Origin of the sequence: Nitrosomonas sp., from assembly GCF_019635155.1 — a bacterium.
Lineage (GTDB): Bacteria > Pseudomonadota > Gammaproteobacteria > Burkholderiales > Nitrosomonadaceae > Nitrosomonas.
Genome location: NZ_JAHBZY010000005.1, coordinates 87887 through 108339, shown reverse-complemented (window position 1 = coordinate 108339; position 20453 = coordinate 87887). Strand labels below are relative to the sequence as shown.

The window sequence follows — 20453 nt, the reverse complement described above, 5'->3', positions numbered from 1 at the left end:
CACTTCAGACATATAGCTGCCCTGTAGCGATTACACGATTTTGGAATTCTTTTCCTGCGAATAAACGCCTATTTTACAGCCTATTTCCATACGACATTGATTATCATTTGTACTACTATTAGCGAACACTGATACGCTGATTTTCCTCAATGTTAACAAAGGTTTTACAGTCACGATGCAAAGGCTGATTTCAAGTATATTGATCGGCCTCACTTTGTTGTTCAGCACCAGCGAACTAGCAGCGCAGGAATCAAAAGAACCGCGTTTCCGCTTAAGTGGATTCGGCACACTGGATGTAACGACCGCCGGTACCAAGCAAATCGGCTACCACAATGAGTTCAGTCACGCCCCTCAATATGGCGGTGCTTCAATCTTCTCCGGCTCCGTCGGCGGTTTGCAATTCGATGCCGACCTATTGCCAAAACTAAGTGCTACCGTTCAGGGCGTTGTCAAAGAAAGAACCAAGTACGACCTGTTCAATTTCCTGGATTGGGCTTTCTTGCGTTACCAGGTAACTCCGGATACCACCATTCGTGCCGGGCGCATGGGTATCGATCTGTTTATGTTATCCGAGTACCGGAATGTCGGATTCGCCTACCTATGGGCACGCCCCGTCATTGAATTTTATATGCCGATTTCATTGAGCCATTTCGATGGATTCGACATTAAATATTCCCGCCGGATCGCTCCCGGTTTCCTGGAATTCAAAGCGTATGGCGGTCAAACCGGCTCGGATATCACTGTCAGCAGAGGAGATTTAAGTTTAAGGGAACGGCCTTTCTTCGGTGCTAACGCGTCATTGGAAACCGATCACTGGAAGTTCCGCCTGACGTATGCGTCCGCCGAAGTGCATGCCATTCGCAATCAACCTTATCACCAACTGTTAAGTGCATTGAACAACGTCCCTGCTGCATTGTGGCCGCAAGCAGCGGAAATCGCCGGTCATGTTTCCGCAGAAGGCAAGCGGAGCAGCTATTACTCAGCAGGAATCGCATACGATAAAAATGCTTGGTTGGTTCAATCCGAGTTTGCTTGGTTCAGCTCCAAATGGCCGAGCGTTAATTTGACCAATGGTTATCTGAGCGTTGGCCGCCGGTTTGGACCGGTCACTTGGTACAGCATCGGTTCCTATGCCAAATCTCTGAATTCCCCGCTTAATCTCCGGGCGGATCCCGCCACACCAGCGAATATCGCGAAACTTCAGGAGATCACCCAAACGGCATTTAATCGAACCCTCATTGATCAAAATACGTTTTCCCTGGGTGTGCGATGGGATTTGAATCATCAAACAGCTTTAAAAGCCCAATGGGATCATACGTGGGTCAGGAAGAATGGTGGCGGTTTTTTAATAACCCGGGAACCGCTGACGCATGACACGGCATTGGATACTTTCAGTGTCAATCTCAATTTCATTTTCAAATGATGAAATATCTGATTGCCATGATCGTATTGATGTTGCTGATATCCGTCCAGGCCCAAGCGGATATTGTGGTTGTAGTGCATCCATCGAGTCGGCTGAAAAATTTAACGCAACAGCAGATTATTGATATTTATATGGGGCGCATCCATGCCGTTGAAGATACCAATCGAATCGTTCCTTACGATCAACCGCAAGATTCTGAACTCAGAGCCAGTTTCTATCAACACTTAACAGGAAGACCGGTTGCTTTTATTAATGCTTATTGGGCCAGGCTTTTGTTCACCGGTCGCGCTTCCCCACCAAGACAAGTAACTGATAATATGAGCATCGTAGATATTGTTGAGAAAGATCCGAACGTCATCGGATACATCGATGAAAGGAATTTGAATGATCGCGTCAGTGTTGTCTTTAAAATCATAACCCATGCGCAGCAATAAACTTCATCTTCGCGTTTCCCGCATCGTTACATTGGGTGCCATTGTCTTCGCCGTCATGGCATCCGCCATTTCCTATACTCGCACGCAATCCGCCGAATCCGAAGCAATGAAAAAAGCACTCGAACAATTGTTCTCGACCGTTCAACGCAATGCCGAGATCGCCGCTTATCTGGATAGCACGGATCTTGCCGAAGAAGTCGTAGAAAGTTTATCCGGAAATGACATCGTTTCCGGCGTAATGTTATCCAGCGGAAACGGTTTAATCATCACATCGTCATGGAGCGACGCCGATACTGAAGTATTGAGTTTTCCGCTTTTCGCGCCTTTTACCGCTTTTGAACAAACAGGTGAAATAAAAATACAACTTAATGAAGACTTGTTGAATTCGCGCGTGTTGAAATCGGCGCTTGAACAGATGTTTGTTCTAGTTATTCAAGTCGTGGTCATCGCGATTTTGGTTCTGATCCTGATGTTGCGGGTATTAACTTATCCGATACAGTCGATCGCGGCAAGCCTGCACCGTATCGTACCCGGTGACGACAATAACTTGCGTTGCCCCAAAGGACATGAGGAAGATGAAATCGGTAATTTGGTAAATGACATCAACAAGCTGCTTGAATCAGCCCGGCAAACGATCAAACAAGAGCAGTATCTACGCAATCGGATGGAGAATCTCGAGAAACATTTTCGCTTAATTTTTGAACGAGCGAGTGCGGGTATCTTTCTTCTGAATCACCATTTCTACTTAAATTCAGTGAATCAGGCATTCAAGGATATCGCCGGCATTGCACTGGAAGAAAGGCGGGCAGATAAACTAAATATTTATTTCCCCGATTTATTTTACGATTCCACCGTTGTGCAAGATTTATTGACAGAAGTTTTGAGAACCGGAAAACAAGCGGCGTGCGATTTGCGATTGAACGCACTCACCACTGGCGGAGAGTGTTGGTTGCACTGTTTATTTTCGATTGTAAAAAATGATGAAGGCGACAATCTGATAGAAGGCTTAGTGATTGACATCACTGAGCGAACATTTGAAATGGAGCGGATTCTATTCGAATCACAACATGATGCATTAACGCAGTTATTAAATCGTCGTGCTGGCGAACAGCGATTGAATAATATGCTGATCAATGCCAATCGTACAAACAGCCAAATCTTATTGATGCTGATTGATCTGGATGGCTTTAAAATTATCAATGATAATTATGGTCACGACGCCGGCGACAAAGTATTGATCGAAATATCGCGGCGCATGCAATCGATCATCCGCAAGGAAGATATCTTGATCCGCCTGGGCGGGGATGAATTTGTTATTGCGTTCCCTATTAAAGAGGGCGGCAACGATGAAAGCGAGTTGGTTAAAAGTAAGCTGCAACAACAATTAACTACTGAAATTGTATTGGGCGATGGCCTGCCGGTTCCGGTCGGCGCAAGCATTGGTTCCGCTTTATATCCCAGGGATGGCAGTGATTTGAGTACGTTGATGGTTCATGCGGATACCGCAATGTATCAAATGAAAAAACAAAGAAAAAAACCTGTGAAAAAGTTGTTGTTAATGTCTTAAAAATATCGATCAGAAGCAAAATGTGATTTTTTTGTGAATTAAATGTGATTTTTCTGTGAATAACATGCTATAATTAAACCTGGAATTATGATTCTTTATGATTATCAAAGAAACTATATGTATACGGCACCCGGCAGCAATATGTATCTATTGATCGTAATGGTTACCAGCATTTTTCTGGTCGCTGGTGTCGTAATGCCAAATACACGCGTTGCCTTATCGGATCTTATCGTCATTCTCTATTTAAGTTACCTCATCAAAACCCTGTTTTTCAGATCGGTAGACTCTCAGGAGAAAAAAACCTCCGATAGGGAAGAAGAATCCTCCAAAAAATGAGTGTTCTTCAAAATATATTGGAATACCGCTTTAAAGAGCCATCTTGCAGAAAATAGTAATAGGAGCTTGTTTTCATAGATAGAATTCTATTTTTCACCCGATTCATCATCCCACCAATCTAATACAAACACTTAGACGATCTAAGTAAAAGTTGCGTATTGTCTAAGCAATACCCCTACTTAAATTAATACTTCTCCCAATATACAGCGGCTCACACGTAGCGCTACCATTTCATCGTCTTGCAATAGCATGATTCTCAAACTTTAAGAATTTTCTTATCGATTGATTTCATTAAATAAATGAGAAATTAATTGATAAAAAAACTCCTAAAGAAAAAGCACACAGGGGTTGAATTTATTCGGATTTAACGTGGCTCTTAGCAGAATATCATTAAAGGAAATAAAACTATGGCAACGCATATAGAAAGTGAATTATCAGAAAAAAGTGAAGCACTTAAGAAAATAGACATGAAGCAGTACGGATCGGCTGCCTTCCAGGCGCAGTACTTTTTCCGTGATACTGCGGCCGGCTTAATAACAGGCGCAATGGCTATTCCATTATCAATCGGGATAGCGATCATGTCCGATTATCCAATCAAAGTAGGTCTCGCGACCGTAGCCTTTGCGTCATTGATTGGATGGTTATTTGCTTGGTTCAGACCGGGCAACTTTATTGGATCACCCGGAATTGCTGCAGGCCTGGCGCCGGTTTTAGCACTCGGTGTCGCTTCTTTCGGCTGGGAAAATATGGCATTTTGCATTTTCATGACCGCAATCATGCAAGCGATCATCTGGAAATTCAACTGGCAACGATATTTGCTGGTGGCCGTACCGGTTTATCTGGTTGAAGGTTTACTCGCCGGGGTGGGTTTAAAAATTTTCATGAAATTTTTCGAATTCACCTACGAAATCCCGGAAGCAATGGTTACCGAAACTTTCTGGAACGAGGCTCGCGTGCAGATGATAGCAATCTCGGCTGCAGGAATTGCGCTCTTTCTCTATCTCTTCTCCAAATTTAAAGACAAGCAACCCGCGGTTCCCTATTTCGCCCTCATCTTAGGCGGCGTAATTCTGGCGCAATTCGTCAGTGTTCCGATGATCACCGTTGAAGATGTCGACCTTCATTTCAAATTACCTTTACCGGCGGAAGATACCACGATCATGATGCTTGCTTACATGATCCTCTTTTGCGCAATGCTGGCAATAGTCGATGTAATTGAGCAAGTCATGAGTAACGCTGCAATTGAAAAAATCGATCCGCTGAAGCGTAAAACCGATAGCAACAATAGCTTGCTGGCTATCTGGGTTGCCAACCTCGGGTCCAGTTTCTTCCATGGCATGACAAATTTGGATGGGCTTGCCAAAAGCACAACCAACAAACTCGCCGGCGCAATGACCAAGTTCTCGGTGTTGATCGTTGGTTCTGTGGTGTGCTTCTTTACTTTCAACGTGCAGTATCTCGATTTTCTTCCTAAATTTGCATTGGCTGCAATCATGCTCTTCACCGGTTACAAAATGATCGCCGGGCTGATGCACGTTACCCACTATGGAACATACGCATTAATCCTGGCAGTTGTAACAGCCGGACTAGTCTTCAAAGTAGGAATTTTTGAAGGGCTTCTGGCGGCAATGATTATCCATGGCGCGATTCACTATTTGGTTTACACAAATCATGACCAAGTGCCAGGAAAAGATGTCGTCAAAAGATATTTCAACAGCCTCAGAAACAACGATAGCTCAAACTTAAATTAAATCTAGTTTGGAATCAGTAGTGGCAGCAACCAAGTTAGTTGCTGCCACGAAGAAGACAAATACCATTTGACACGAAAATAATCTATGTACAAAAAAGTTTATATCGCGATCGATGAGAGCGAATTCTCCAAGCAAGCTCTGGCAGTCGCCATCAAGATGGCTCAGATTTTTAATAGTTCACTATGCATTGCGCATTGCATCAGCAGCGATGACTCATCCAGTCAGGAAACAGGCCGCAAAGTGTTGGAAAAAGCCAGAGTCAATATCAACGATATTTCCATCGAAACAAAACTTCTTATTGCGGATGAGCAATACGGCTTGAATGGAATCAGCTTAGCAATCGCCGAATCAGCCACGGATTGGAAGGCTGATCTGCTGGTCGTGGGCACTTCAAACCGTAAGGGGCTCGATCGATTCTTTTCCGGCTCCGTAGCGGAAGAGTTGGTAAGAAAAGTTGATTGCTCAATAATGTTAGTTAGAATCAATTAGTTATAAATTATTTTTTAGGAGAACTGTTATGACAACAACCAAAGTTTTTATTTATTCTATGATGTCAATGCTAGTAACTTTTCTAGCGTTATATATCAATACCAAGAGCGCTCAATTTAGCAGCAGTTTTACATTGAGTGATGATGCGTGGATCGGGATCGCTTTATTTATTATCTATTTGCTTTTAGCTATTCTTTATCCATCAAAATCTCCCTATCGTCTCTTGCCGTTTAAACTAAAATCCTCTGGCAAGATATAAACATGCATTAAAACAATCGGCTGGCAGTGGCTAACCGCATGCTGGCCGATTGCCGAACCCAGAGAGTCATCTCTTCTATTGTTTTATTCTCTTTCTACACTCTTTTATGGCAGATGCCCCTAACTAGCAGAATACCCCGTATATTTTTTCATGCTAGTTAGGTCCTTTTTATTTACTTCTGATCAGTAAACCATTTGGTCGCGTAGCGTATCAGATCCCCTGTATCTTTCAGCTTTAATTTTGTGCGGATATTGAACCGATGCGTTTCTATCGTTTTCATGCTGCGAGAAAGAAGATTCGAAATTTCATGGGTGTTATAACCCAGTCCTATTAAGTGAAAGATCTCAAATTCACTCGGAGTCAGTGCACTGACTGTCGCTTCCTGATCGTAACCTCTCGTTGCAATACGCTTCAATACTTGATCCTGAATGCTTTTACTTATGAAAATATTGCCTTCCAATACTTCACGAATTGCAGCAATCAATATATTTCTGGGTTCTTGTTTCATGACATACCCACGAGCGCCGGATCTCAAGGCTCGCTCCGCATACACCGATTCATCGTGCATAGAAATAAATAATACGGGCAATGACGGATACATCGAGCGGATAGTTTTGATTATCTCCAGTCCGGATACTGTCTTGAGTGAGACATCCAATAACAAAATATCAATCGGAGCATTCTTCTGAAGAACTTCGATCGCTTCCGGGCCATCTCCGGCTTCACAAGAAACCTCCATATCCGCTTCCATGTTAATCAACATCGCTATGCCATGCCTGATCATGGCATGATCATCAACGATCATCACTTTTGATTTATGCATTTTCACCCTGATCCAGCGGCACCATAAAGTGCACTTCGATACCACTTTCGTTTCGCTTAAGGATAGTCAGTTTCCCGTTCAATTGTTTTGCACGGTAATGCATGATTTTTATTCCCATACCGGAGAAAAAATTGTTTTTTATATGGGATTCATCAAATCCGTAACCATCGTCACGAATCATAAGATGTATCATCTTTTTCTCCACTTCGCTGGTTCCAAGGGAAATTAGAATATATTTTGCCTTACCGTGTGAAATGGCATTGTTAACCGCTTCCTGAGCAACTCTATACAAACTTAAAGCGATCATGCTGCCCAGATCTTCCTCGCCAAGATCATTTTCGAATTGGCAATTAATATTATAAGTTGCACTGACCCTGGTTGCGAGTGTTTGAAGGGCGGTGATCAATCCATTAGCTTCCAGCTCGAACGGTAATAAAACTTTTGAAAGCTGTTTAATGTTTATAACAAGGTCTTGTGTTTGTTGCACGATAGAAGCCGCCAATTCGGTAAGTTGGGTACGCGGAATATTGACGTCGCTGGCTTGCAGCTCCAATGCGCCGGCTTGAAATGCCACTGCAGCAATTTGCTGACCGATATTATCATGCAACTCTTGCCCAATTTTATGCACCTGACCTTCGGCCATTGACACCAAAGCCTCTTCCAATCTCCTGAATTCAATCCAGCTTTCCAAATCACTTGCGATTGCATCAATAAGTTTTTGCTCTTCAATACGAGAATCCGGCACATCCTGCTCATAGTAAACCCGTATATATCCCTTATTTTCATGATCAATGTAAATATCTGACTGAACGAAAGAATTAAATATCACTTTTCTTTCGGATAATCTAGCAGGCTTGAAGATCTCAATAATATTGGAAGAATCCGCTTCAATCAGTCGCTTTTTATTATTATCTGAAGAAACATACCGCTTATCATTAATCACAATCTCACTTGCACTCGTATCCGGAGACTGCAAGGCCGCATCCAAGTACTTAAGGATTTTCTGGCACACGCCATCAATGGATCCCTCCAATTCCATCGCCCGCCGTATCTCATAAAGACACGTCATTTCCTTTAGTCTTTCTCGTAATTCCTTTTCCTTCTTGGCTAGTTCCGTGGAATACTCTTCAGCTTTAATTTTTGTCTGTCTTGCTTCTTTTTCCGAGCTGATAAGTTTCCTGATAAACCAGTTCAATAACAAAATTTCAGCAAAAATCATGGCTACCAGATAAAGAATGATGTCTTTCAATCTATCATTAACCGGCATAAACAATTCTTCCTGATTCAACTTCAATGTCATTAACAATCCCAATGTAGGTAATGACGTAAAAGCTTCAATTACTGGAATATTACGATAATCAAGAGCCGATACGACACCGCTTTTACCCGAGAGCGCCAGCTCTTTTGGAGAAATTTCATTTCTGTCTGAACTCATACTGATGTGAGAAAAGCGGACTGCACTGGAATCTCTGATAAGGCAAGCAAGCGCCGGGTAACTGTGTGGTAATTTAGCGCAAATCAATAATTCCGCACTACTGCCCGCGGATCTGATATCCATAAAGCTTCTGGTCAGATTCGGCAACTTCACTTCGGTTGAAATTTTCCCAATCTTATGGCCTTGATAAAACACATTGACGGTTGTTTGTAAAATGAAAGTATTGTCCCAGATAAGCTTCACATTCCTTTCACCATCCAAAGGGATCACAGGATTTTCGGAAGAGCTAAAGGTTCCGACTTGAGACAGCACATTATTATTCCGGTCATAAATCACCGCAGCACTAAAACCTATTTGAGCAAGGGAATTTACGTTACGGGTAAGATTGTTGCGTGCAGTTTCGTTCTCAATGTCCTCATTTAATTCCACCATAAACTGAACGATAAACGGCCGCAAGGATAATGCGCGAGTATCTTCAATACCTTTTTCTATCCTCGTCTCAAATAATAATGCTTTGCCTTCCAATACCCCGGTTAACCCTCTGCCTAAGACAGTTTCAATTTGCTGGCGCATCGCATCATAAACGGTAATCCCTGTCGTCAGGGTCAATCCTAATAACAACAACGCACCAATAATGCTGATTTTGCGATCATCTGTAGTCAGAAACACATTCTTCTCCCTAGAACATAATCAAATTCGCCACGGATCCAATTGTCATAAAAATCGATGACAACAGCGCCAATCTTTCAGAATAAGAACCAGAATCACTGTGACATGACATATACTTAGCAAAAATATCAAGAACCATCTCCTATGCGGAGTTACATATAGTTTTTATTTTGTTGTGAGTGGCTCTGTAATCATCAAATTTATTTTCTTGGAGGCCGATAAGCAATCATCTCCATCGATTGCTGCGGCTTCGGAATACATTGTATTTCCCAAGCTTTTCAACATTCTCAAACAAGACACCCGATAACTTATAGAATATACAGCAATCAACAATCTGATTTTGCATGTTTCTAACCCATTGGGCATTTAAAGGCCATAAACGTACAAATCAAGAAATTTCGTACTGGCTAACATTAGTTAAAAAAACGTGCCGCTATTGATGCGAAGCTTCCAATTCCGGCTGCTTCTTCAAAGCTGAGATCAATCCGGCAATACGCTAAAATAAAAAAGACAGCATTTCCCAGCTACGTGAGTTCGGTTGGTTACATTTTGGAAATTTTATCCCCGAAATAATTTAGGAGACAATGATGCGTACTTTGCTCTTTCTGACTATGCTATTTATCATGAACCCCGCCTCTGCCGCCTGCAATAGCTCGTTGCTTGATCAGAACTTCCGCAAACTCGCAGGAACCGAGTATGTCAATTTATGCGAGAGCTACGGTGGTAAAGTGTTGCTCGTCGTCAACACCGCCAGTAAATGCGGATACACCCCGCAGTATGAAGGATTGGAGCAACTCTATGAGAAATATCAGCAGCATGGATTGATAGTACTCGGTTTTCCGTCCAATGATTTTATGGGTCAGGAACCCGGCACGGAAGAGGAAATTCGTGATTTTTGTCATCTTACTTACGATGTCAAATTCCCGATGTTTGAAAAAACCCAGGTGAAGAAAGAACATGCACATCCTTTTTTTGTGCAACTGGCTGAATTGTCAGGCACTTATCCGACCTGGAATTTCCAGAAGTACTTGATCGGCCGCGATGGCAAACTCATTGCTCACTTCAGTCCGCACACCAAGCCTCTCGATCCAAGCGTTGTAACCGCTATTGAACAAGCGCTGCATCAATAAGCGAATGATCACCGATCGCAATTCTAGCGGTGCAAAAAAACCGAAAATCAGTATCCTATCGATCCTGATATTATCCTTGTTTATCGGGTTGATCGTAGGCGCCGGAATCGACAAATCATACATTCTTCCTGTCGCATTGGTCACCGCAATCATCCTCTACGTCAAACGCGACAAAATTGCCGCCACCGACATTCAAACGCCATCCAGTGCAAAGCTAACAAAACCAAACCATTCGACCGGGAGCATTTACCATTGGCCGGAATCAGGGCAATTCAACTGTGCCGTTGATGCAAAACCGTATCAGAAAACAATTCAGCAATTAATACAGGAAAATATCGCTGCTTCTGATCAACTTTTATCCGCACAAACACGCATTTTTACTGCACAACTGATCCCGGATCTCAGCAACCCCTTTGATATGGATATTATCCGAGTGGAGATTCATCAGCAAACGATCGGTCATCTGTATGGCGAGCAAGCGCGCAATTTTCGTAATCAGCTAAAAGAAAACGAGCTTTCAGATCAAGCCACATGTTGTAAAGCATTAATCACGATCAACAACCCTGCCGGCGACAAGCCGCCTCACTACAGCGTCATGCTGGATCTCGTGCTACCGGAATAACATCCAGTATCCCGGGTTTGCATCCATTTTTTCCGAATCAATGCCGCTTTAATTTTACGATATAGACTTGCGATTGACGCTTTCTGCATCTTTCTGTACAGTCAAGCTGAGAGTAGCGGTTTTTTCTTTTTTTCAATTTATACTTTAAATTAAATGATCCATTTCGTAAGTGGCGATATTCTTCTTTCCAAGGCACATGCCATTGCGCACGGTGTCGCTCCCAATGATCCGTTTTCCTCAGGCTTGGCATTAAGCTTAAGAGAACAATGGCCGGCCATGTATAAGGATTTCCGGCATTTCTGTCAAACCACGCATCCAAAAACAGGAAGCGCTTGGGTATGGGGTGGCGCGGAAGGAGCGCGCATTATCAACTTGTTTACGCAAAATGCCGCACCTGATCATGCCTCCAAGCCAGGAAAAGCAACTGTCGAACATGTAAATCATGCGTTACGGGAATTGCGCCGGTTGATGGATACGGAAAAATTTCACAGCCTTGCTTTGCCCCGCCTGGCTACCGGGGTTGGCGGATTAAGCTGGGATGAAGTCAATCCCCTGATCACTAAGCATTTAAACGATTTACAGGTGCCGGTATACGTTTATGTCACCTTCCATAAGGGCGTCGCTGCCAGCGAGCCTGCTTGATGGATCCGAGCGATTGCGATGGGCCAGGAAATCAACCGGACGCAATTCGATGATCAGATTTTCAAGGAATATCAGCGCCGCTTATCCCGGGAAACTGAGCTATTAGAGAAACAGCTCTCACAAGGTGTTTTTTCTACTATTGGTGAAATCGGTGGCTATGAGCTCGAGTCATGGCTCGTGGACCACAATTATTTCCCTTCACCGATCAATCAAGCATTCCTGACGCGCCTCAACAACCCTTTGGTAGTACACGAACTTTCGCGCTTTAATGTCGAACTCAATGGAGCACCCATGCCGTTGAAAGGTGGCGCGTTGTCTGCAATAGCTTCTGAGCTGAATCAGAACTGGCAAGAATGCCAGGAAGTTGCGCATCAAATGGATAGTGTACTGATGATGATCGGCATCTTGCCGACTGTGCGGCAATCCGATTTGTGCCTGGCGAATATGTCCGAACTTAAACGTTACCGCGCATTGAACGAACAAGTGTTTAAACGTCGCGGCGGACGCCCATTGCATATCCGCATCGATGGGCGCGAGCATTTGGCGATTGTTCATCCGGATGTGATGTTGGAAGCAGCCGCCACATCATTCCAAGTGCATTTGCAGAGCGCACAACATGATGCCGTGCGCTATTTCAACGCATCCATCATCGCGGCTGGGCCGTTGGTAGCGGCATCAGGTAACTCACCTTTGTTATTTGATACCGATTTATGGGATGAAACACGTATTCCATTATTCGAGCAATCGGTTGAGATTGGCGATCAGCTACATCCGGCAGGCCACCGTGTCAGCTTCGGTTGCGGTTATGCGCGTAACTCCCTGTTTGAATGTTTTGCGGAAAATCTTGCATTACATGATGTGCTGCTACCCATTTTAATGGATAGTCCGCCGAAGCAATTCGCGCACCTCCGATTGCATAATGGCACGATTTGGCGCTGGGTTCGGCCGCTGATCGGCTTTGACCCCGATGGCACACCGCATTTGCGCATTGAGCAGCGCGTGTTGCCTGCCGGTCCCACGATTGCCGATATGATCGCCAATGCCGCACTGTTTTTTGGCCTGGCGCGATATCTTGCCACCCTGCGCGAAGCGCCGGAAGCTGTATTCAGTTTTGACCAAGCGCGTGATAATTTTTATACCGCCGCACGTAGTGGACTCCAGGCCAAGCTCGCTTGGTTGGATGGCAGCGCCGTCGAAGCGCACATCTTACTGCTCGAAGAAATTCTGCCAATGGCACGCCAGGGTTTGGAAACATTAGGCATTGATAAGACGGATATCGATCACAATCTTGGCATTCTGGAATCCCGTATCAAATGTGGTCAAACCGGTGCGGTATGGCAGCGTTGTTACCGCGAGAAATACCAGGCGGACAGTCTGCATCTGGTCGCTGCTTATCTGGAACGACAGCGCAGCGGTGCGCCGGTACATGAATGGGCGTTGTAAACATGCTGACGGAACTCGATTATCTGCCGGAAAGATTGTTGCAAGTCGAAGCCACCGAATTACACACGGTGCTGCCAGGTCCTACTTTGATTCATTTGCCAGGCAGGCGCGAGGCACCGCTATTTGTGTCGATTTTATTGCATGGCAATGAAGATACCGGCTTGAAGGCCATGCAAGAGGTGTTAAAGAAATACCGAAACCAGCAATTACCACGAGCTCTTTCACTGTATGTCGGCAATGTTGCAGCCGCACGCGCCGGTCTTCGCCGCCTGGAAGGCCAACTCGACTACAATCGCGTCTGGTCATTCGACGCCGATACAATAATTGCCGAAGAACATCGTATGATGCAAAAAGTGATCAGCAGTATGGCGCAGCGCGGTGTATTCGCAAGCATTGACATTCATAATAATACCGGCTTGAACCCGCATTACGCTTGCGTTAATCGACTGGACGATACTTTTTTGCATCTCGCAACGATGTTTTCTCGCATCGTCGTGTACTTTACCCATCCTAAGGGAGTTCAATCGGAAGCCTTCGCTCAGCTCTGCCCCGCCGTTACGCTGGAATGCGGCAAACCGGGAGGCGTTGGAGGTGTTGAGCACGCGGCTTGTTTTGTCGAAGGCGCTTTGCATTTATCTGCGTTTCCAGCGCATCCCGTAGCCAGCCAAGATCTGGAATTGTTTCAATCAGTCGCTGTTGTCACCGTACCCGAAGCAACCAGTCTTAGCATCGGCGATCCGTCAACGGATTTATGCTTGATCGAAACCATTGATCATTATAATTTCCGCTTGCTCGATCCAGGTACGCATCTGGCAGTGGTAGCACCTAGCTGCTCCAATCCTTTGCATGTACGCAATGGTTTGGGTTGCGATATGAGCGAACATTACTTCGAAAACCGCAATGGCAATTTATTGACCAAGCGTCGTGTAATGCCCGCGATGTTGACACGCGATACCCGCATCATCCGCCAGGATTGTTTATGCTATCTGATGGAGCGCTTGGATCATACCCCTGATAAGCGATCGATTTGAGCTGCGCGCTTACGCATTACTCATTGATTTCCTGAAAATTCCCACACCTGAGATCCTGCCATTATCTGCAATGCAGTGTGAGTTTTATCACTAAACAGTGTGAGTTCTATCACTAAAGTAAATTTTTTTGCTGATAGACTTATATCATCTTTTTTAAAAATACTATGACCTTATGGGTAAGAGGATTCACTCGGGGAGGGGATCAACATGCACACAAAAAAAATAACCATGCCATTAGTTTGGCACAAGCTTCTGTTGTTTGTCTCAATGATAATGCTATTGCCTTGGTCGGCACATGCTGCATCTCAAGCAAAAAACAATCACGACAACTGCAGTGCAATTGTCCGGGCCGAGATCGTCGCTCTAGAACAAGCATATTTATTGAACCGATTTGGCGCATTTAATCCTGCAGGTTTGTTATATGCACTCAAATCAGATGTTGTTTCGACAGATAAAAATGATCCTACGCTACGTCCGGGGAAGGTAAAACTCCGTGAATCTAAAAGGCCGCGTCCATTGGTATTGCGGGTAAATGAAGGTGAATGCCTTGAAGTAAAATTGCACAATATGTTAATGCCAACCGCGACTGAAGAGCGCACAGATGGACCGGAGCAATATGGCGGTAAAGTACCGGCACATATCGAAGATCCGGATGGAATCGTCTACTCTGACCAGGCAAGTAAGACAGCGCGTGAATTGGTTAAACCTACAGCAATCAGTTCTGACATGCCTTGGACCCGGTCCGTGTCATTTCATCCGAATGGCTTGGAATATATACCCATCGAACCTGAAGATTGTCCACTATCATCCACCGAGCATGAATGGGTATGCGGATCGGCAGCGAGTAATGTAGGCTCAAACAAAGGGATCGTGCACCCTGATACAGAGGATACACTGGTCCAGAAACTTAAATTGCAAGGCTCTCAAATTTATCCCGGTCAAAGCGCATTGTATCGTTTCCATGCGCATCGCGAGGGTACCTACTTTGCCTATTCAACTGGCGCCGGAGTGGGGGGTGAAGGAAACGGTGGACAAGTAGGATTAGGATTATTTGGAGCTGTCAATGTTCAACCGAAGGGCGCGCGTTGGTATCGGTCTCAAGTAAGTTATGCCGATCTCCAGGCTGCTACTGGAAAATCTGCAAATAAGAAGCACCCCTATAGTGAAATCAATTACGAGTATGAACGCGACGGCATACCCGTATTAAACATGCGAAAAGAGGTGCATCAAAAACATAATAAACGCAAAAAGATTTATGAAATTGTTCATAGCGATTTAAACGCTATCATCGTCATACCAGAGATTGATGCTAAAGGAAAGCCTATAGAATTTCCACAATGCAAAGAACAAGTGGTCGGAAATTCCTGCGGTCGTTCTTTCCGCGAATTTTCCGTCATCATGCATGATGAAGTAAAAGCTGTGCAAGCATTTGCGGAATTGGAGGACCAAGATAGTCCGTTGCATTATATCAAGGACGGCATGGGCATTAATTACGGTGTAGGCGGCCTGGGTGCAATGACAGTAGCGCGCAATCGCAATGTCGGCCCCGCTAAAGATTGCCCTGAATGCCGCCTTGAGGAGTTTTTCCTCAGTTCATGGGCCAATGGAGATCCTGCGTTGATCTTGAGGTACGACGAACATGGTAAGAAACCCGAAGGAGCGATGTATCCGGATGATCCTTCCAATGTGCATCATTCTTATCTCGGGGATCCGGTAAAATTTCGAAATATACATGCAGGCCCCAAGGAAACCCATGTATTCCACTTGCATGCGCATCAGTGGGTGCAGGATGCGAGCGATCCCAATTCTACCTATCTTGATTCCCAAACAATTTCACCTGGCGCCACTTTCAGTTACGAAATCGAATTCGGAGGCTCAGGCAATCGCAACTATACACCGGGTGATTCAATCTTCCACTGCCATCTCTATCCTCATTTTGCACAAGGAATGTGGGAGCTGTGGCGTGTTCACGATGTATTCGAGGATGGACTCTATAAGGGTTCCCTTGATGCGAAGGCTGGTAAACACTGGCTCATAAGAAATTTACCGGATGCAGAGGTAGAAAATGGCACAGAAAACCCGGCCATCGTTCCAATTCCAGGAACAGCATTAGCAGTCATGCCTACCCGTGATTTTCCCGGTTATCCATTCTACATTCCTGGTAAAGAGGGTCATCGCCCCCCTCAACCGCCGCTGGATATGGATGTAAAGAACGGGCAAATCGTAAATGGAGGTTTGCCACGCCATATTGTTCAACTCCAAAATGAACACTCACCTGAGGTTAAAACCAAAACCAAAAAAGGTGTTATGGATGAGAGTGTAATAGAAGGAGCTCTAAAAAAAGGAGGCAATGCTGCACAAGTTATCGCTAATCGGGTATATCAGCTGAATCCTACTTCACTTGTCCTCGCTGAAGAGTGGGACACCCTGAACATTAAGCGTCTGCAGCATGCTGGCGAAGCGCTGGAAATAAAAGCAATGGATTTTCATGCAGGCAAATCAACAGAACATAAAGTAAAAAGAATGCATGAGCATCGTGACCCACACCAAAGGTGGCGTGGTGAAGCAACGGCGTATGTGACGGAAAGGGCCAGTACGGTTAAAGGTCAAAAGAAACACCATAAAGAGAAACACCATAAAGATGATGCATTGTTCTATGTTAACGGTCGTGACCCTGCGCCAGGCGCTCCGTATGGTGATCCTTGTCCTGCCCATACCCCGATACGCAACTATATGGCAGCATTTATTCAGACTGAACTGACTGTCAATCGTCATGGTTGGTTCGATCCGCAAGCCCGCATCATTGCGCTGGAACAAGATGTTAAGGACATTATCGATGCGAATAACCGTGATCGCCTTCCCGAACCTCTGTTCTTCCGAGCCAACTCTGGCGATTGCATTGTGTTTCATTCCTCCAATTTTGTGCCCAATGCGCTGAATGTGGATGATTTCCAAATTTACACACCGACCGACACGATTGGTCAGCACATTCACCTGGTAAAATTTGATGTGACATCTTCTGATGGCTCAGGCAATGGTTGGAATTACGAAGATGGCACCTTTTCACCCGATGAAGTTCGTGAACGGGTGTTTGCGATTAATAAAGCGCTTAGAGAAGCTGGCCGACCAGAATCGGAAATGCTGAAACTCGAGACACATCCTTTATTTGAGGTTGCTAATCTTTGTACTACGGACAAAAACGATACGGCAGCTTTTGAGCGATGCAGCAATTTTAAGAAGAAGGGTGAATGTCCACAAGACTGGGAAAAGCTTGGTTTAGCTAAGCTCGCAGAAGATCATCCTTATTGTGGGGCACAACGTACGATTCAGCGTTGGTGGGCAGATCCCATCATCAATGAAAAAACTGATAAAGACAACACGTTGCGCACCGTCTTTACCCATGATCACTTTGGCCCAAGTTCGCATCAACAACACGGATTGTATGCCGCGTTAGTCGTTGAACCGACTAACTCAGTTTGGCTTAATCTGGGAGAAAGTGAGGTCTTATGGGATAAAGTTAAATCCAAGGATAAGAACGAATTAACAAAACTCATCGGTGGTGCGGATTTTAATAAAGCGTTACCGGCAGAACGTGATCCCAGCAAAGTAAAAAATAGGCACAAAGAAAATAAATATAACCCCTTATTGGGCATGCGTGATCCTTTGGAATTAAGGGAGGATGGTGGACCCACTTCTACTCGCGCCAATATTATCGCGCCTAAATGTATCGGTAATCCAGAATCAAATCCATTAAATCCGGGTCCAAAAACAATACTAGATTGTCCAGAAGATAAATTAACGCATGGCACCCGCCGTGAATTTACGATGGCATTTGCTGATTTCGCGATTCTTTACAATACGGCGCTTGAACCTATCAATCCTGAGAAACGGGATCAGTCCGCGCTTTATTTCGGACGACGACAAGTACCTTTGAATAAACCAATGCCACTGGCGATATCGTCGGAAGATCCCGGCACGCAATTAATTAACTATCGTAATGAACCGATTGGATTGCGCATTGCTGAACGTGCAGCTGATTCGATTCTGGGTGGTTTTAACTATGAACAAAAAGATTGTCGCAAAACTCAGGATGATGAACTTTCTGCTGAGGAGATTGAAAAGCAGCGGATTCATTGTACTGGTGATATGGCCAATGTATTCAGCACGCATGTCCATGCGAACCGAGACAGAATCATTGCTGAAGAACCCTACGGGGCAATAATTTCCCCTGCAACCAAGGCGCTGCTAACTAGCGCAGGCAAACGCGAACAACTGGAGATAGTTCTTGAAAACGTCGAGCTGTGGCGCAAGCAATTTAACTGTGCTCTGTATCCCCATGGCACATTACCCGGCCTGAATCCGGAAGAATGCCGTATTGCCAACCTTGAACCATGGCGTGAATTAGGTGATCCCGCCACCCCTATCCTCCCTGTCTACGAAGGAGATCCTGTACAAATCCGTCTGATTCAGGGCGCGCAGGAAGCACAACATGTCTTTACCATGAATGGTGTTAAGTGGTTACGTCAACCTGCATCGTTTAATTCGGGTTACACCAATGCACAGCCTTTAGGTATTTCCGAGCATTTTGAGTTCAATGTCAATATCACGCCGTTAAATGTTCCTCGTCTGGATTATCTGTACTTTGGCTCATCCATGGATCAATTATGGGATGGTATGTGGGGTGTGATGCGTTCTTATGGTCACATCTTTAATGGGGATATTTCTGTTGCAAAACTGAATAAATTTGTAGAAAAACCAAATAAGGATAATTTTGTTACCGATCCGGCTACAAAAGTTTGTGATGACGATGCTAAAAATTTCAGGTTTGACATCAGTGCTGTACGCGCATGTCAGCTTTTTGAAAATGCCTGTACTGAAAACGAATTTGGAAAAAAAGGAATTATGCTGAACCAACGATTGGATATTTCAGATCCAAATGCCATCGTGTTTGTACGCAGCAATCTTCAAAGCGATGATTTTTTCAGTAGTGATGAAAAGGATCAATTGATGACAGATCGTGATGTTCTCGAGCAATTAAAAGAAGAATTTAAAAATGGACGTGTGCTCGAACCACTTATCTTACGTGCATCTGCTGGCGCGTGCATAAATGTTCAATTACGAAATCATTTGCCTTTGGTTATGCATGATGGACCATTCGATGCACAAGACAATCCGATCGACGGTCATTTCGGTCATAACTTCATGTCCATGATTCTGGACGGTTTTAACTATAATCAGTTCCGTATGTCCAGTTCTGTTGGTCTGTCCGTGCCGATGCTGGCACAAAATCCATTGATCAGTGATGGCACTAACGCAGGTATCAACGGTATTGAGTCTGATAAAGATCCTGTTCATCCAAATAAACCTAAAAAACCAAATCAAGGCTCACTTCTACCCGCATGTAGTGAAAAAGGCTCTTGTAGAACCATCTATACCTGGTATGCCGGTGATTACAATTTGGATCAAGGAGGAAATCCACTACTTGAACCGATTGAATTCGGCGCTCTACCGCTCCGCAGCTTCGGTGATGTGATCAAACATCCTGCACATGGTGCAATTGGTGCCCTGGTGATCGGACCTAAAGATTCACGAGTGTGTAAAGCAGGTAGTACACGTGAACAGGAAGCTGATCGTCGTTCAAATTCCAGCGCTTCAATTTGCAACGAGGCCGGGGAATTACTATACCGCGATTTTGTGTTGGTACTTCAGGATGCGGTCGATGCTACGATGGATATGTGGCCAATTGGTAATCTCAAAGGCGCGGAAGAGCCTGACGACTATGGTGTAAAAGCGATCAATTACCGCACTGAGCCAATTTGGGGGCGGCGGGGAGAAGATCCTTCAATTGAGTTTGAGGAACGTAATGAATTTGATTACTCCAATGTGCTAAGTTCAAAGATTGTGATGGATAAAAATGGTAATGAACTATGTCAGGCGGGGATAGAAAAACTGTTTCCTTACGGCATCCAAAACTCATGCGATCCTGAAACGCCCATTTTTGTGACTGAAGCCGGTAGAGATGTACGCTTTCGTATCGTACATCCGGGGGGGCATACACGTCAGCAAGCCATAACTGTACATGGCCATCAGTGGACGCCATTTCCATGGGAATATAATCCTCAAACCAAAGCTATGACTATGCTGACTTCCGGCGAAGTGCTAAAAAGACATGTTAACAAAGAAGGCTACACTGCTATTGGTCCAATTAAACGTGTTATCGAAGGAAGCCACAATGCTATTGGCCCCATGATGGCGGCCAATCTGGTGTTTAAAGCGGGTGGTGAGAGAGAAATACCCATGGATTATTTATATCGCAGCCAGGCCAGTTTCTTGTTTGATGGCGGTATCTGGGGATTACTGCGTGTTGTACCTAAAACAGCACAAGAACATAAATAAGGA

At 44.6% G+C, this 20453-nt stretch carries 15 protein-coding genes; 13 read left to right on the top strand and 2 right to left on the bottom strand.

The genetic code is table 11. From position 1 onward, the window contains the following. The first annotated feature begins 175 nt into the window (after nucleotides 1–175). From KF839_RS05250 to KF839_RS05220, 7 genes are all read left to right on the top strand, one after another. On the top strand, nucleotides 176–1423 hold the full coding sequence (locus KF839_RS05250) for a hypothetical protein (RefSeq protein ID WP_292916787.1): 1248 nt from the start codon (nucleotides 176–178) through the stop codon (nucleotides 1421–1423). Next, nucleotides 1423–1857: a type 2 periplasmic-binding domain-containing protein gene (locus tag KF839_RS05245; protein WP_292916786.1), complete on the top strand. Its 435-nt coding sequence runs from the start codon at nucleotides 1423–1425 to the stop codon at nucleotides 1855–1857. Before KF839_RS05250 ends, KF839_RS05245 begins: the two co-directional genes overlap by 1 nt. Continuing rightward, a complete protein-coding gene (locus tag KF839_RS05240) occupies nucleotides 1844–3424 on the top strand; it encodes a sensor domain-containing diguanylate cyclase (protein WP_292916785.1) in 1581 nt (526 codons plus the stop codon). The genes KF839_RS05245 and KF839_RS05240 overlap by 14 nt, the downstream gene beginning before the upstream one ends. A 117-nt stretch (nucleotides 3425–3541) precedes the next feature. Beyond that, a complete protein-coding gene (locus KF839_RS05235; protein ID WP_292916784.1) occupies nucleotides 3542–3760 on the top strand; it encodes a hypothetical protein in 219 nt (72 codons plus the stop codon). Between the two features lie 407 nt (nucleotides 3761–4167). Beyond that, nucleotides 4168–5511, top strand: a complete 1344-nt coding sequence (locus KF839_RS05230) for a SulP family inorganic anion transporter (protein ID WP_292916783.1) — start codon at nucleotides 4168–4170, stop codon at nucleotides 5509–5511. A gap of 84 nt (nucleotides 5512–5595) precedes the next feature. Beyond that, nucleotides 5596–6000, top strand: a complete 405-nt coding sequence (locus KF839_RS05225) for a universal stress protein (protein ID WP_292916782.1) — start codon at nucleotides 5596–5598, stop codon at nucleotides 5998–6000. A 28-nt stretch (nucleotides 6001–6028) separates the two neighbouring features. Then, nucleotides 6029–6259 (top strand): hypothetical protein, encoded by a 231-nt coding sequence (locus KF839_RS05220; RefSeq protein ID WP_292916781.1) that lies wholly within the window; start codon nucleotides 6029–6031, stop codon nucleotides 6257–6259. A gap of 172 nt (nucleotides 6260–6431) precedes the next feature. Here KF839_RS05220 and KF839_RS05215 read toward each other — a convergent pair whose 3' ends face one another. Further along, the gene (locus KF839_RS05215) at nucleotides 6432–7082 is read right to left on the bottom strand and encodes a response regulator (RefSeq protein WP_292916780.1); all 651 of its coding nucleotides are present in this window, start codon (nucleotides 7080–7082) and stop codon (nucleotides 6432–6434) included. Then, a complete protein-coding gene (locus tag KF839_RS05210; protein ID WP_292916779.1) occupies nucleotides 7075–9042 on the bottom strand; it encodes a sensor histidine kinase in 1968 nt (655 codons plus the stop codon). The genes KF839_RS05215 and KF839_RS05210 overlap by 8 nt, the downstream gene beginning before the upstream one ends. Before the next feature lie 731 nt (nucleotides 9043–9773). On the opposite strand from KF839_RS05210, the gene KF839_RS05205 reads away from it, so the two are divergent. The 6 genes from KF839_RS05205 (at nucleotide 9774) to KF839_RS05180 (ending at nucleotide 20450) form a co-directional block, all read left to right on the top strand. Continuing rightward, on the top strand, nucleotides 9774–10316 hold the full coding sequence (locus tag KF839_RS05205; protein ID WP_292916778.1) for a glutathione peroxidase: 543 nt from the start codon (nucleotides 9774–9776) through the stop codon (nucleotides 10314–10316). Between the two features lie 4 nt (nucleotides 10317–10320). Continuing rightward, nucleotides 10321–10938: a hypothetical protein gene (locus tag KF839_RS05200; RefSeq protein WP_292916777.1), complete on the top strand. Its 618-nt coding sequence runs from the start codon at nucleotides 10321–10323 to the stop codon at nucleotides 10936–10938. Between the two features lie 153 nt (nucleotides 10939–11091). Continuing rightward, nucleotides 11092–11580, top strand: coding sequence for a macro domain-containing protein (locus tag KF839_RS05195; RefSeq protein WP_292916776.1), 489 nt, complete (start codon nucleotides 11092–11094; stop codon nucleotides 11578–11580). 18 nt (nucleotides 11581–11598) lie between these two features. Continuing rightward, entirely contained in the window at nucleotides 11599–13023 is a 1425-nt protein-coding gene (locus KF839_RS05190) for a glutamate-cysteine ligase family protein (protein ID WP_292916775.1), read from the top strand. A gap of 2 nt (nucleotides 13024–13025) precedes the next feature. Further along, nucleotides 13026–14054, top strand: coding sequence for a M14 family metallopeptidase (locus KF839_RS05185; RefSeq protein ID WP_292916774.1), 1029 nt, complete (start codon nucleotides 13026–13028; stop codon nucleotides 14052–14054). 207 nt (nucleotides 14055–14261) lie between these two features. Then, nucleotides 14262–20450 (top strand): cupredoxin domain-containing protein, encoded by a 6189-nt coding sequence (locus tag KF839_RS05180; RefSeq protein ID WP_292916773.1) that lies wholly within the window; start codon nucleotides 14262–14264, stop codon nucleotides 20448–20450. Nucleotides 20451–20453: the final 3 nt, after the last annotated feature.

What these genes read in the sequence shown, in the direction of transcription:
- KF839_RS05205 (WP_292916778.1), top strand. Translation starts at nt 9,774, where the DNA reads ATGCGTACTTTGCTCTTTCTGACTATGCTATTTATCATGAACCCCGCC.
- KF839_RS05250 (WP_292916787.1), top strand. Translation starts at nt 176, where the DNA reads ATGCAAAGGCTGATTTCAAGTATATTGATCGGCCTCACTTTGTTGTTC.
- KF839_RS05200 (WP_292916777.1), top strand. Translation starts at nt 10,321, where the DNA reads ATGATCACCGATCGCAATTCTAGCGGTGCAAAAAAACCGAAAATCAGT.
- KF839_RS05185 (WP_292916774.1), top strand. Translation starts at nt 13,026, where the DNA reads ATGCTGACGGAACTCGATTATCTGCCGGAAAGATTGTTGCAAGTCGAA.
- KF839_RS05195 (WP_292916776.1), top strand. Translation starts at nt 11,092, where the DNA reads ATGATCCATTTCGTAAGTGGCGATATTCTTCTTTCCAAGGCACATGCC.
- KF839_RS05225 (WP_292916782.1), top strand. Translation starts at nt 5,596, where the DNA reads ATGTACAAAAAAGTTTATATCGCGATCGATGAGAGCGAATTCTCCAAG.
- KF839_RS05240 (WP_292916785.1), top strand. Translation starts at nt 1,844, where the DNA reads ATGCGCAGCAATAAACTTCATCTTCGCGTTTCCCGCATCGTTACATTG.
- KF839_RS05180 (WP_292916773.1), top strand. Translation starts at nt 14,262, where the DNA reads ATGCACACAAAAAAAATAACCATGCCATTAGTTTGGCACAAGCTTCTG.
- KF839_RS05190 (WP_292916775.1), top strand. Translation starts at nt 11,599, where the DNA reads ATGGGCCAGGAAATCAACCGGACGCAATTCGATGATCAGATTTTCAAG.
- KF839_RS05230 (WP_292916783.1), top strand. Translation starts at nt 4,168, where the DNA reads ATGGCAACGCATATAGAAAGTGAATTATCAGAAAAAAGTGAAGCACTT.
- KF839_RS05245 (WP_292916786.1), top strand. Translation starts at nt 1,423, where the DNA reads ATGAAATATCTGATTGCCATGATCGTATTGATGTTGCTGATATCCGTC.
- KF839_RS05235 (WP_292916784.1), top strand. Translation starts at nt 3,542, where the DNA reads ATGTATACGGCACCCGGCAGCAATATGTATCTATTGATCGTAATGGTT.
- KF839_RS05220 (WP_292916781.1), top strand. Translation starts at nt 6,029, where the DNA reads ATGACAACAACCAAAGTTTTTATTTATTCTATGATGTCAATGCTAGTA.
- KF839_RS05215 (WP_292916780.1), bottom strand. Translation starts at nt 7,082, where the DNA reads ATGCATAAATCAAAAGTGATGATCGTTGATGATCATGCCATGATCAGG.